The organism is Listeria marthii (assembly GCF_014227425.1).
GTDB lineage: Bacteria > Bacillota > Bacilli > Lactobacillales > Listeriaceae > Listeria > Listeria marthii.
Window position 1 is genome coordinate 44525 of sequence record NZ_JAASWB010000005.1, and the last position, 13029, is coordinate 57553.

General features: G+C 38.4%; 13 protein-coding genes. 5 read left to right on the forward strand and 8 right to left on the reverse strand.

Annotation, left to right across the window (positions count from 1 at the left end; translation table 11 throughout):
- Window positions 1-32 precede the first annotated feature (32 nt).
- The 4 genes from HCJ55_RS10315 to HCJ55_RS10330 all read left to right on the forward strand — a co-directional run bounded on the left by HCJ55_RS10315 (window position 33) and on the right by HCJ55_RS10330 (window position 4082).
- Entirely contained in the window at window positions 33-449 is a 417-nt protein-coding gene (locus HCJ55_RS10315) for a MarR family winged helix-turn-helix transcriptional regulator (protein WP_008946675.1), read from the forward strand.
- Window positions 450-455: 6 nt separating this feature from the next.
- On the forward strand, window positions 456-1415 hold the full coding sequence (locus tag HCJ55_RS10320) for a ring-cleaving dioxygenase (RefSeq protein WP_185518048.1): 960 nt from the start codon (window positions 456-458) through the stop codon (window positions 1413-1415).
- 71 nt (window positions 1416-1486) lie between these two features.
- Window positions 1487-2122 carry a histidine phosphatase family protein gene (locus HCJ55_RS10325; protein WP_185518050.1) on the forward strand — a complete coding sequence of 212 codons (636 nt, stop codon included), beginning with the start codon at window positions 1487-1489 and terminating at the stop codon, window positions 2120-2122.
- Window positions 2123-2195: 73 nt separating this feature from the next.
- Window positions 2196-4082, forward strand: a complete 1887-nt coding sequence (locus HCJ55_RS10330) for an ABC transporter permease subunit (protein ID WP_185518051.1) — start codon at window positions 2196-2198, stop codon at window positions 4080-4082.
- Between the two features lie 28 nt (window positions 4083-4110).
- Here the strand turns inward: HCJ55_RS10330 and HCJ55_RS10335 are convergent, their stop codons facing one another.
- From HCJ55_RS10335 to yidA, 4 genes are all read right to left on the reverse strand, one after another.
- On the reverse strand, window positions 4111-5196 hold the full coding sequence (locus HCJ55_RS10335; protein WP_185518053.1) for a leucine-rich repeat domain-containing protein: 1086 nt from the start codon (window positions 5194-5196) through the stop codon (window positions 4111-4113).
- Between the two features lie 134 nt (window positions 5197-5330).
- Entirely contained in the window at window positions 5331-5954 is a 624-nt protein-coding gene (locus tag HCJ55_RS10340; protein WP_185518055.1) for an SMI1/KNR4 family protein, read from the reverse strand.
- Between the two features lie 3 nt (window positions 5955-5957).
- The gene (locus HCJ55_RS10345) at window positions 5958-7394 is read right to left on the reverse strand and encodes a glycoside hydrolase family 1 protein (RefSeq protein ID WP_069891947.1); all 1437 of its coding nucleotides are present in this window, start codon (window positions 7392-7394) and stop codon (window positions 5958-5960) included.
- Window positions 7395-7515: 121 nt separating this feature from the next.
- Window positions 7516-8328, reverse strand: a complete 813-nt coding sequence (gene yidA, locus HCJ55_RS10350) for a sugar-phosphatase (RefSeq protein WP_185502978.1) — start codon at window positions 8326-8328, stop codon at window positions 7516-7518.
- A gap of 135 nt (window positions 8329-8463) precedes the next feature.
- Between yidA and HCJ55_RS10355 the strand changes: the two genes are divergently transcribed.
- Window positions 8464-8967 carry a GNAT family N-acetyltransferase gene (locus tag HCJ55_RS10355; protein WP_185502979.1) on the forward strand — a complete coding sequence of 168 codons (504 nt, stop codon included), beginning with the start codon at window positions 8464-8466 and terminating at the stop codon, window positions 8965-8967.
- Window positions 8968-9003: 36 nt separating this feature from the next.
- Here the strand turns inward: HCJ55_RS10355 and HCJ55_RS10360 are convergent, their stop codons facing one another.
- From HCJ55_RS10360 to HCJ55_RS10375, 4 genes are all read right to left on the reverse strand, one after another.
- Window positions 9004-9666: a Crp/Fnr family transcriptional regulator gene (locus tag HCJ55_RS10360; RefSeq protein ID WP_008946683.1), complete on the reverse strand. Its 663-nt coding sequence runs from the start codon at window positions 9664-9666 to the stop codon at window positions 9004-9006.
- Window positions 9667-9930: 264 nt separating this feature from the next.
- Entirely contained in the window at window positions 9931-10773 is an 843-nt protein-coding gene (locus HCJ55_RS10365; RefSeq protein WP_185506588.1) for a ComEC/Rec2 family competence protein, read from the reverse strand.
- Window positions 10774-10789: 16 nt separating this feature from the next.
- A complete protein-coding gene (locus HCJ55_RS10370; protein WP_008946685.1) occupies window positions 10790-11611 on the reverse strand; it encodes a Cof-type HAD-IIB family hydrolase in 822 nt (273 codons plus the stop codon).
- Between the two features lie 120 nt (window positions 11612-11731).
- Entirely contained in the window at window positions 11732-12832 is a 1101-nt protein-coding gene (locus HCJ55_RS10375; protein ID WP_185502982.1) for an oligosaccharide ABC transporter ATP-binding protein MsmX, read from the reverse strand.
- Window positions 12833-13029 lie beyond the last annotated feature (197 nt).

Below are 13029 nucleotides of genomic sequence, written 5' to 3' on the forward strand. Positions count from 1 at the left end.
TAAACTAATAATATCAAGAGGAGGGGAAGAGCATGGTGAGAAAAGAAGAACGGCTAGGGGTTTTGCTTTGGTTTCGGTTTAGTCGTTTTTATAATCGAAATATGAAGCTAACCAACCAGAATTTACGAGCTGTAGGGATTTCAACGGCGCAGTTTGACTGTATTGCTCAGATTGGTTTGGACAACGAGATTACGCAGCAGCAACTTGCCGAAAAATTAGTTGTAACGAAGGGAAATGTTACCCAACTCCTCGCAAAATTAGAGCAATTAGGTTATATTACGCGGACGAAGACGGGACGCGAAAAACATATTACTTTAACAGAAAAAGGCCAAGCGTGTTACCGCGAAAACGTGCCAAAACAAGAAGCTTTTCAACAGGCGCAATTTGATAAATTAACGAGAGACGAACAAAAAGAACTACTCAAGCTATTAAAAAAATTAGGAGAGTGATTATTTATGAAATTAACGGGAATTCATCACGTATCTATTTTTACAGCGAATGCACGAGCAAACTTTGACTTTTATACAAAAATAATGGGATTACGACTAGTGAAGAAATCGGTCAACCAAGACGATCCATATACGTACCATTTATATTACGGCGATGAAATTGGCTCCCCGGGGACAGCGCTAACTTTCTTTGAAGTGCCGAACATGGCTAAAAATCATCCATCACGCAATGCGATTTCGCAGCTTAGTTTACGCGTGCCGAATGATGAAGCTTTGCGTTATTGGGATAAAAGACTCGATGAGCATCGCATTTTCCACAGCAAGCCAATCGACCAATTCGGACGCAAAATAATTCGCCTAAAAGATGCTGATGGCTTGCCGGTCAGTTTGATTTCCGATGAAACAAGCACGCAAACAACCGAGGTTTCCCCTTGGGAGGATAGCCCAGTCCCAGCAGAATACGCGATTCGCGGACTTGGTCCAGTGCGCTTCTCTGTTTTCAAAAAAGAGAAAACCGACCGCCTTTTAACAAAAGTTTTAGGCTTCGAACGCATTGGCGCATACGAGGAAGACGATAAATTGTTAACCGTTTTTAAAACTGGCGATGTCGGGCTTGGCGGCGAAGTACATGTGGAGTCGCGACCTGATTTGGAACAAGGAAACCTAGGTGCTGGCGGAATTCACCACGTGGCATTTCGTGTACCAACAGATGGCGATTTGATTGGTTGGACAGAGATGATTCAAGATCTTGGCTATAAAAATTCTGGCTACGTGGATCGTTTTTATTTCCATTCCCTTTATTTCCGCGAAAGCAATGGCATCCTAATTGAACTTGCAACCGACGAACCAGGTTTCCAAACCGATTTCACGAAAGAACACGGCACATATGTAGATTTACCGCCACATTTGGAAGAACGTCGCGACGATATTTTGGCACATTTAAAACCACTTGATACCGACAAATAAATAAGAAAGCCTTGAAAATATGCTCATTCATGATACAATTTTAGAAGAATGTGTAATTAGGAGGCAGAATTTTGGCAGAAGGTTTACGTACGATTTATTTTGTGAGACATGGTAAAACAGAATGGAACATGACTGGACAAATGCAAGGTTGGGGCGATTCCCCGCTAGTTGCAGAAGGTATTGACGGCGCTAAAGCAGTCGGTGAAGTCTTGAAAGATACACAAATTGATGCCGTTTATACGAGTACAAGCAAACGCACGCAAGATACTGCGGCTTACATTCTCGGCGACCGCGAAATCGAAATTCAACCTCTTGAAGAACTAAAAGAAATGGGTTTTGGAACGTGGGAAGGCGTTACAGTAATGGAAATTGACGAAAAACACCCGGAGGAACGCGCGAAAATCCTTCATAGCCCAGAAACCTACAAAGCGGAAGTGAATGGCGGCGAGACTTACTATGAGCTTGCAGAACGACTACTTCAAGGCGTTGACAAAATCATCGCTGAAAATCCAAGCGGAAACATATTGGTCGTTTCTCACGGAATGTCACTAACGCTATTATTATACTTGCTACAAGGCGGAACCATTGAAGAACACCGCAAAGCAGCACCAAAAATCTTGAACACGAGCATTAGCATTGTAGAATACCAAAACGGCGAATTTTCATTAAAAAAATTAAATGAAATCGGTCATTTAGACTTAAAATAACTAGAATCTCGGGCATATCTCATTAGAGGTGTGTCCTAGATTCATAAATAAGAGAGAGCGAGAAATAATACATATGAAAAGAATTGTCAAAATTTTTCTACATTATTTTTTAGGGATTTTAGGAATTATTTTAATCAGCTGTGTTCCCGCGATATTTAGCAAAGTGACATCATGGTCATCCAGCACGTATTTCGAGGCCCTCAAGTCTATTTTCTCTGCTATTTTACATCCAACAAAATGGGAAATAAGCTACCAAGGAGCCGCCGAAGTTTTCCACGTGTCATTAGCAGATTTTATCGCAGGACCATATTTCTATTCAATGAAAATTATCGTAGCGAGCTTACTTATTTCGCTAATCGTCGCCTACCTTTTAGTCTTAGCAACATTCCGTGGGCCAAAATGGTTGCGCCGCGGGTTAGACGGATTTTTATCGATACTTCAAGCATTCCCGGACTTTTCCTTTATCTTCCTTATTCAAATGGCCGTCGTCTACATATATCAACAAACCGGCGTATTCACCTTGAATTTTTACAGCTTAAACGGCGAGCAAATATATGCCGCACCAGTCGTCTGCTTATCAATCATCCCAACCGTGCTCTTTTACAAAATGATGATGCTCCTCATGAAAAATGAATGGCAAGCTGACTACATCCAATTAGCGCGCGGCAAAGGCTTAACTGACGGAGCGATTATACTGCGCCACGCCACACCAAACATGATGCAAAGTTTATTTTACCAATCAAAAACCATCGTTTGGTTTATTCTAAGCGCCTACCTCGTTGTAGAATTTTTGTTTGGCATTGAAGGCGTGCTCTACTATTTGCTAGCAGGATTTAGCCCATTAAATATTTTCCTAGTATTAGCGCTCGTTTTCACCCCGTTTTATTTCTTTTACGCACTAATAGACCTATGGATTAGCCGCGGAAAAAACACCGAGAGCGCAAACGTTACCCGAATCCCGCTACATTGGAACAGCTTCCAGAAGACCTTTGCGGGAAAAGTAAACCTTAAAAGCAAATGGCGAAACTTTGTAGTAACGACCGGGCAGCTCCTAAAACGTCCATCTTTCAGCATTCCGCTGATCACACTTAGTAGCTTACTAATCGCAAGCCTTATTTATGGATTCATGGGAGACAAAATCAACTCGCTCAAATTCATCAGCGATTCAACCGGACGAGTAACCGATATGGCGCCATTCAAACCCAATTCGCAAGTCTGGCTAGGCACTGACCAAGCCGGCAACTCCATTCTCGACCAATTACTAGTCGGCATCAAGTACACGCTTCTTATCGCGGTCATTATCGCAACGCTACGAGTCATAATCGGCTACATTTTGGCAGTACCGCTCGCGTTTTTCAGCAAGCCGCGAACCCGCAATTTCGTTCAAAGCATAGCGGACGGGATGCATTATCTGCCACTGTCACTACTCGTATTTATTATCATGGTCAACGAATTCATCAACTATTCCGGCATTTTCGAAACAAGCCTATTGACACGCATAACCTTCCAAATTTTAATCATGGTAGTCATCGTGTTGCCAATTACAACCAACCGAATTAGCAGTGAAATTTCCCAAGTATTGAAAAAAGAATTCGTCCTGAGCGCGCTCGTGTTTGGCGGAAATGCTCGCTGGATTTTAACCAAACATATCAACCCACAAATCTGGTCCAAATTAATTTTGATTTGGATTGAGCAACTCATTCAAACTTTGCAGATGTTCGTGCATTTGGCTATCTTTGGCATTTTTATCGGTGGGGCAATCATGGGGGCCGATGACGGTATGCTTAACCCCGTTATCCCTGAATTATCTGGCCTAATCGCCAACGCCAAATTCGTTTTCGCCAATCATCAATTCTGGATAATTTTACCACCATTAGTCGTATTTATGATTTTAATTCTCTGCTTCCAAATGATGGCAAATTCGCTGTTGAAACGGGAAGAAGAAAGTAAAAAAGCCTAGTTCTTTTATAGAACTAGGCTGTTATTATTTAAGGAGTAACTGTTTGATAGACAGTGACTGTGACAGAAGGGAAAGTTGGATATTGATTATTTAAAAAGTAAGCAGAATTATCGCCTGCATTTTCCCAAGTAAGTGTATCATTTTGGTAAGTTCCTGGAGTGTACCAAACCCAATCATGTAATGTTACTCCAAGGTTATCTTTAATTACAATATTAGTGGAATCACCTAGTGCAATATCTGGAAGGTATATATTTTGTCCAGTAGCGTCAAATAAATCTAAGTCGTGACTTGCCAATGAGCTGAAATCACTAATCTGATTTTCTTCTATTTGTATGGACTTAATGGTTGGAATGGTACTGAGAGGTGTAACATCTTTAATTTGATTAAAATTAGCATCAAAGTATTCAAGTTTTGTTTTATTTCTTAATGACTCAATAGAAGTCAGTTGATTGCTTTCGGCATAAAAAACTTTGAGATTATCAAGTGCTGAAAGGACACTGATGTCTGATACTTTATTTGCTGAGATAGATAAATTGGTTAATTGGGGAGTATCTTTTAGCGCCGAAATATCGTTTAGTTGATTGCTACTTAGATTTAATATTTTTAAATTAGTTAAATTTTCGAAGGATGGTAAGGTGGAGATTTGGTTAACACCTAGTTCTAAGTTATTTAACTTAGGTAAGTTCATTAGCGGAGCAATATCTGTAATTTGATTCTCGTTAAGTGATACAACTTCTAATTCTGTTAAATTAGCGAGATTCTCTAAGTTACTAATGTTGTTTTGGCTTAAATCTACTAATTTTAAGTTGTGTAAATATTCCATCCCTGTTAAATCTTCCACACCGAACGCCACATATACCATTGTTGTAATAGTATCTAGCTGTTCTTGGGTGACGACCGTATCCTCGGAAACACCTAGTTCCTGTGCTACTTTAAAAGCTAGAGCATCATCTGGAAAAATTTGATCAACCGTGGCTGGAGGAGCTTCTTGTAAACTTTTTTCTGGGGCAGTTGTAATGTCTGATGTAGCAGCATTTACTTCGACTTGCTCAGCTAAAGGGCTAAAACAAATCAAGGTCGTGCATGCAATACTTGCTAGAATAAATTTTTTCATGTCATCTACTCCTTTTCTATAATATAAATGGAGTATAGCATGTCAATTGTTAAACAATAAAAAGCAATCATATTTGAACAATGCATAAAAAACCGCTAAAAAAGAGTATGTACTTTTTTTTAGCGGTTTTTTCTTTATTCACTTGCTTCAATAGATTTATCTAACCATAACTCATACCATTCAAGAAAGTTTAAACGTTCTTCATTCCCAAAGTAAAAATCAGGATAGACGCCATTATCATTATTTCTGTCATCCACCCAAATTTCTCCATAAGAAGGGCCATTTACAACAAGGTTAATCGAGACACCACAACCAAAATTAGCAATGCGCAGAAGACCAAATACTTCTTTATCAGAAAAGCACAGTTCTTGCCAAGCATCATAAGCTTCATCGGACATTCCTTCTTTATAACCAGGCGCATTCCAGTCATCTGTATGGGGAAAAGGCTTGCTCAGCGTTTGCACACCATACTTTTCAGCCTTGTAATCAAGAGAAGAACAAAGCCCGTCCGCGAGTGTTTCTAAACCATAGTAAGGGCCCATTCCACCATTACCGATTTGCTCCAAAAATGCGCGATAACCTTGTGGTAAAGTTATTTGATGCTCATTTTCAAATGCAGTAATAGTTTGATTAGACAAAGGCGGATTGAGTTTATAGGCATGGCTTTCTGAACCAAATAAATTCAAATCAACATCTTTTTCTTTTAAAGTAGTGATTTTTGCTTGGATTCTAGCTAGCTGACTTTGATATTCAGCCATATTTTATAAGTCTGCTCCATTAGTCTCAATCACTTGTTTATACCAATAATAACTTTTCTTCGGAATACGCGTCATTGGCGCATCATCTTCCACATCACGATCAACATAAACGAAACCGTAACGTTTTTGGTAGCCGTTTAACCAGCTTAGAAGGTCTGTGAAGCTCCAAGTACAATATCCTAACATATCAACCCCGTCACTGATTGCATCGCGAATAGCAGTTGCGTGCGCGCTCAGATAGTCAATACGGTAGTCATCGTTTACTTCGCCATCTACTAATTTATCAAATTCACCTAAACCATTTTCAGTAATTAAAATTGGTAAAGCATAGCGGCTGTTAATACGACGAAGCGCAATTTGTAAGCCTTTAGGGTCGATTGTCCAGTCCCAGTTCGTTGTTTTTACAAAAGGATTAACGACTTTTTTGTAAACGCCAGGGATACCAGTTTCTTTTGTGCTGCCTTTTTTACCAGTGAAGTTCATTTCGTTGTTTTGACCAACGCCATCAAGCGGGTTGTAAGCAACAGTTGCGGATTGATAGTAGTTCACGCCCATGAAATCTGGTTTTGCAGACGCAAGTAGTTCCATATCGCCATCTTCAATAACTGGCGCAATATCGTTTTCTTCTAAATATTTCCAAACAGCTTTCGGATAACGACCAAAAGCATACATATCCATCCAGAAATAACTATTTAATTCTTCTGCATCATCCGCAGCTTGAACGTTTTTAGGATCTGTGTCGATTGGGTAATGTGGTGTGTAAGCAAAACTTGGTCCAATTTTTCCATCAGGAACGATTTCGTGGAAAGCTTTGATAACACTTGCATTAGCTAAGTTCGCAATATGGTTTACTGCGTACATTCTTTTTGGATCGCTAACTTTTGGTGGATGAAGCGCTTGACCATAACCCATACCAACAAAGATATTTTGCTCGTTCAAGGAAACCCAATATTTAACGCGGTCGCCGTAACGTTTGAAAAGCGTTGTGGAATAATTTGTGAAATCTTCAATAACTTGGCGAGATTCCCAACCGCCGTATTCATCAAATAATGCTTGCGGAATATCCCAGTGATAAAGCGTTACAAGCGGTTCGATATCATATTTAAGCAACTCATCAATTAAGTTATCATAAAATTTCAATCCAGCTTCATTTACTTCGCCTTTACCATTTGGGAAAATACGAGTCCAAGCAATAGAGAAACGGTAAGCTTTTAGGCCAGCGTCAGCCATTAGTTTTACGTCCTCTTTATAACGGTGATAATGGTCAACAGCGACATCGCCATTAGTACCTTTGAAAGTAGTTCCAGGAATGCGGACATATTCGTCCCAAACTGATTTACCTTTGCCGTCTGCGTCCCATGCTCCTTCGATTTGATAAGCTGCAGATGCAGAACCCCATAAGAAGTCTTTCGGGAATGGTGAACGTTTTTGATGTTCCATTTAATATAACCTCCATTAAAGCGATTTTTATTAAAAAAACTCTACTAATATATTTTAAAGTATATTCTTTTAAAAAGATAGTTAAAAAACGCAGATTCGAAAAGGAATCTGCGTTTTTGTTTTATTTATCCAGCACGAATTTTTGAATCGCTTTTGCGACACCACTGTCATTGTTCGAAGCAGTCGTATAATCAGAAAGTTGCTTAATTCTTTCCGGAGCATTGCCCATCGCAATACCAAGTCCAGCAAATTCAAGCATCGTAACGTCATTTTCTTGGTCGCCAATACAGATAACTTCACTTTGCTTAATGCCAAGTTTTTCGGAAAGTTCTTTTACCGCATTACCTTTACTCGCATCACGATTCAGAATTTCTAAGTAGAAAGGGGTGCTGCGAACTAAATGATATTTTTCGCGGAATGATTCCGGCATTTTCGCAATACCAGCTTCTAGTTCTGGTGCTTCTTCGATAAACATTGCTTTCGACATAATAAAATCTTCCGGCACGTTTTCAATTTCTTTATAAATCAATTGGCTGCCAGTAAGATATGCTTCGACAATTGTATATTTGCCGATTTCACGGTTTGGCGTGTAAAGTGCTTTATCATCAAAGAAATGCATGTGTAAATTACTATCTAAGCTCACTTGATAAATATCTTTTAAGTCTTCGATACCAAGCGTTAAGTGAGAAATAACTTCTTTTGTAAAAGTATCTTGAACGAGTGCGCCGTTAAAACTAATAACGTAATCGCCTTCTTCACGTAAATCAAGTTCTGTTAAATAATTTTCTACGCCAACAAGCGGGCGTCCAGTACAAAGAACCACTTTTACACCTTTTAATTTAGCTTGACGAATGGCTTCTTTTACTTCATCTGTAACCTTATGATCATCTGTTAGTAGTGTTCCATCAATATCAATCGCAATTAATTTATACAATATACTAGCTCCTTTTCCATCATAAACTCATTCTAGTATAGCATAAATTCGGATGGATTTGCGGCTATCTATTGAAACGACAAGGAATTTATGGCATGATTGACATGGAAACTTGATAAAGAAAAGAGTGAAATAATGAAACGTAATTATCATGTGAAATTTTTAAATGAAAAAGATGTAGAACTTGCAGAGGCTGTTTGCGCGGCATCAGAAGATTATTATTTAATTGAACAAGATAAGCCCGCATCGAAAAATGATGCATTAAAAATTATCACTGAAATTCCAAACGGGAAAACACGATTCGATAAATTCGTGCTAGCAGTATTGGATGAAAATGAAAAACCAATCGGCTTAGTAGATATCGTTTCTGATTACCCGAGAAAAGGTCGCTGGTTTATCGGCTTGCTCCTTTTAACGCCAGATGCTCGTCATAATGGTCTTGGGAAAGTGCTTCACCAAACCATCAAAGAGTGGGCTAGTGACGGCGGGGCAGATTCTTTAGCGTTAGGCGTTTTAGCGGAGAATGAAAAAGGTCGTGGATTTTTTGAACACCTTGGTTACAAGAAAGAAGAAACAAAACAAGCTAGTTATGGTGGAAAAGAGCAAGAAGTTAGCATTTTCGCTTTAGCTATTAAATAAAAAAAGGATGTAGCTCATTAAGCTGCATCCTTTTTGTTAATCTACTGCATTATTTTTTTCTAATAGAGCGTCCATATTAACGCGCCATTGTAATTTTACTTTTGAAATAATACCCGCTTCTTTTAATTCTTTAAGTTGAGAATAGAAGAATGCTTTGGAAAGGGTACAGTAATTTTTAATAACAGTCGTGCTAATTGCTTTCGGTAATGCAGCTACACCGTTTTCTACATCAATATCAAGAATTTTGACAAGCATTTCAAAAACAAAAGCTAATTGATCTTTTTTATCGCGATATTGTATAAGTGATTTGTAATAACCATGTTTCGCAATGGCTCTCATAATAGTATATTGAAAACCAAAATTTTCAGGGAAAAGAGATAATGAATATTCAATATCTTTCTTTTTATATATGATGACTTCACATTCTGTTAACGTTTGATAAGTAAGTAAAAGTGGTGTGTTTTCGAAAATGGTATAGTACCCCATGAAAAAATTAGCTGAGAATATAGAATAAATTTTATCATTATCGAAATCAATGTATCCAGCTAATAAACCGGATTTTAGTAAATACACACAATCCTGATTGTCCGTTACTAAATCATTTAAAATGGTATGCTCAGGAATCGTGATGCTGTTGGATTTTAAATTGTATTGATCCATCATTGCAACAAACTCTTTGTGATTAAATGGATAGGCCATTTTTTCGCTTCGTCTCCTTCAGATTCAGTAGTGCTCACATGACTTTATTGTATCACCGTAAAAGTGCAATAAAGTACTAAAAACAGACTACTAAAGAATCTCTTTTTTATGAAAATACCCGTTTTAAGCCAATGTAACCGCAATAATTTTGCCACATTTAGCCTATTTATTGCTCAAAAAAGGTTAAGCACTACTCATTATTGAAAAAAGGCTCATAATAAAGTTTTCTCTTTATTATGAGCCTTTTGAATTTGGACATCGAAATTATTTTCCGATTGAATACGTGCTACCGTTACCTGTGATAACAATTGTTTTATTACGATCCGTTCGATAAACTTTTGCTTTTGCTTGGGTTAGCGTGCTGACAGTCTGGGAAGTGGGGTGACCGTAGCCATTTTTACCGACGCTTATAATGGCGTATTTTGGTTTTACGACATTAACGAAAGCTTTGCTAGTTGCAGTTTTTGAACCTTGTGTACTTACTTTTAGCACGTCAGCTCGTAATGTTTTTTTCGCTTTAATCATATCATTCTCTGCTTTTGTTTGTGCATCTCCTGTGAAAAGGAAGGTGTTTTTCTTATATGCAACGTGGAGAACAGCGCTCCAATTATTTCGATCTGTTTTGCCATATGTTTTAACAGGACCTACAAACTGGGCATTTACTCCTTTGACGGGGAGTTTTACACCAGCTTTGGCGGTTTTTATAGCTAGTTTTTTCTTTTTCGCCGTATTCACAAAATCTTTGTATGCGGCTGTTGTGTTAGTCGAATTTGGAGCATAAAGGCTTTTTACTTTGATACTATTCATGACTTCCGGTAAGCCGCCAATGTTGTCAGCGTCTGAATGGGAGGCAATCATGATATCAATATCTTTTACTTTTAATTTCTTTAAATAGTTAACGACAATTTTTCCTTTTCCTTTGTTGCCGGCATCTATGAGGATATCTTCCCCACTAGGTGCTTTGATGTAAATGGCGTCCCCCTGGCCAACATCAATGAAATGTACTTTTATTGTTGGAGCAGCTGCTTCGGCTTGGATAGAACCAGGTACCGAAATTCCCGTAATTAAAGCAAAAACCAACAATATGTTTAAAATCCCTTTTTTCATCCCTTTTCCCCTTCTCTTATGAAATGAATTCTTTTAGAAATTTGTAAACCCCATCTGCTTCATTCGTGTCAGTAAGATGACTAGCTACTGCTTTGACGTTATCACTTGCATTCGCCATTGCAACACCAGTTCCAGCATATTGTAGCATGCCAATGTCATTTTCGCCATCACCAAATGTAATAATTCTTTCGCGTGGAATATTATAATGCTTCCCAAGCGCTTCAACAGCAGTTTTTTTATCAGAATTAGCGGGAAGTATTTCTAAATTATCATGGTGAGAAGAGAGCACTCTAATGCCATTTGCTTCATTAAGAGCTGCGCGAACTTCGGTTAGTTTGGACGCCTCATTTTCAGCAACAACAATCGCATTTAAAAATTGGTGCATATTTTCATCAAAAACGCCTTTATCATTAATAGAAACAAGTGAAAAACTCTTGTGGCCCGTGTCTAAACGACTTTTATCCGCAAGTTCACGGAAGAAAGCAGGTGGTTCTTTTGTATAGAAAAGAGCGTTAGTGGAGAAGAAAAATAGTGGCAAATCAAAGTCGCTCATAATTTCGTAAGTAGAGCGGATTGCTTGGGTTTCTAAAGTGGTTTTAAGCAATTGTTCATCGCGAATAGCCGCATAAGAACCGTTAGATGCGATAACATGGCCAGAGTTGCTGACCTTAAAACCAACTTCACGAGCAGAAGGATACATTCGCCCTGTAGAAATAGAGAAAATATGGCCATCTTTTTCTAAAGTTTGAATTAAATCGCGCGTTTTTTCGGATACAGTTTGATCTTGGCGTAGTAACGTGCCATCAATATCGGAACAAATTAAATATTTTTCAGTCAAATAAAATCATCCTTTTTAGTTAATAAGCTAAGTATACCATGTGTGAATCGGGAATGATGCAATGATTTTTAGCTACGCAGAAAAAAACCCACCACATTCGGCGGGTTTTTCGAAAGTATATTAATCAGTTAAGTTATCTTCTGTTTCTGGATCAAAGAAGTGAGATTTAGACATTTCAAATGCTAAAGTCAGTACTTCGTTTGGTTGGTGTTCGGAGCGAGCATCAACACGAGCTACGAATTCATGTGTACCAACACGGCTGTGAAGCATGAATTCAGCACCAGTAAGTTCGGCAACGATTGTAGTCGCTTTGAACGTATAACCTGGGTTTGCTTCGATAACGATTGGTTCATCATGGATATCTTCTGGACGAATACCGAAAACGATATCTTTGCCGTCGAATCCTCTGTCTTTAAGAAGTTTCAATTTGCCTTCTGGAACAGCGATTGTGAAGTCATCACCGATAAAGTTAGCGCCATCTAAACGACCTTTGAAGAAGTTCATTGCGGGGCTACCAATAAAGCCGGCTACGAACATGTTCACAGGGTGATCATACACTTGTTTTGGCGTACCAACTTGTTGGATAACACCGTCTTTCATGATAACGATACGAGTCGCCATTGTCATTGCTTCTGTTTGGTCATGGGTAACGTAAATCATTGTTGTATCTAATTGTTGGTGAAGTTTTGTAATTTCCGCACGCATTTGCACACGTAATTTCGCATCTAAGTTGGAAAGTGGTTCATCCATAAGGAAGACTTTAGCGTCACGAACAATCGCACGGCCTAAAGCAACACGTTGACGTTGACCACCGGAAAGTGCACTTGGTTTACGTTTTAAGTATTCTGTTAAGCCAAGAATATCAGCTGCGTGCTCCACACGTTTTTTGATTTCGTCTTTCGGCATTTTACGAAGTTTTAAACCAAATGCCATATTATCATATACAGTCATATGTGGGTATAATGCGTAGTTTTGGAAAACCATTGCGATGTCGCGGTCTTTCGGTGCAACATTATTCATTACTTTGCCATCAATCGATAATTCGCCTTTAGAAATTTCTTCTAGTCCAGCGATCATACGTAATGTAGTAGATTTACCACAACCAGATGGTCCTACGAAAACGATGAATTCTTTGTCATCGATTTCTAAATTAAAGTCAGAAACTGCAGTTACTTTGTTATCATATATTTTATAAATATGTTCTAGTGATAATTGTGCCAACTTACTTCGCCTCTTTCTATTTTTTAACTTGTGTTCATTGTATATGAAAACGCTTTACAAAAACTATGGCAATTTGCACAAAGAAAAAATTCATCCGTTGGGCAAAGTGCATAACTACCAAAAAAATAAAAAGAAGTAAAGGGACAAAAGACCTTTTATGTGAAGGATTTTTCATGCCAATTAATTCTTTAGTCCCA

What these genes read in the sequence shown, in the direction of transcription:
- HCJ55_RS10340 (WP_185518055.1), bottom strand. Translation starts at nt 5,954, where the DNA reads ATGGCTGAATATCAAAGTCAGCTAGCTAGAATCCAAGCAAAAATCACT.
- HCJ55_RS10320 (WP_185518048.1), top strand. Translation starts at nt 456, where the DNA reads ATGAAATTAACGGGAATTCATCACGTATCTATTTTTACAGCGAATGCA.
- HCJ55_RS10330 (WP_185518051.1), top strand. Translation starts at nt 2,196, where the DNA reads ATGAAAAGAATTGTCAAAATTTTTCTACATTATTTTTTAGGGATTTTA.
- HCJ55_RS10355 (WP_185502979.1), top strand. Translation starts at nt 8,464, where the DNA reads ATGAAACGTAATTATCATGTGAAATTTTTAAATGAAAAAGATGTAGAA.
- HCJ55_RS10365 (WP_185506588.1), bottom strand. Translation starts at nt 10,773, where the DNA reads ATGAAAAAAGGGATTTTAAACATATTGTTGGTTTTTGCTTTAATTACG.
- HCJ55_RS10345 (WP_069891947.1), bottom strand. Translation starts at nt 7,394, where the DNA reads ATGGAACATCAAAAACGTTCACCATTCCCGAAAGACTTCTTATGGGGT.
- HCJ55_RS10360 (WP_008946683.1), bottom strand. Translation starts at nt 9,666, where the DNA reads ATGGCCTATCCATTTAATCACAAAGAGTTTGTTGCAATGATGGATCAA.
- HCJ55_RS10315 (WP_008946675.1), top strand. Translation starts at nt 33, where the DNA reads ATGGTGAGAAAAGAAGAACGGCTAGGGGTTTTGCTTTGGTTTCGGTTT.
- HCJ55_RS10335 (WP_185518053.1), bottom strand. Translation starts at nt 5,196, where the DNA reads ATGAAAAAATTTATTCTAGCAAGTATTGCATGCACGACCTTGATTTGT.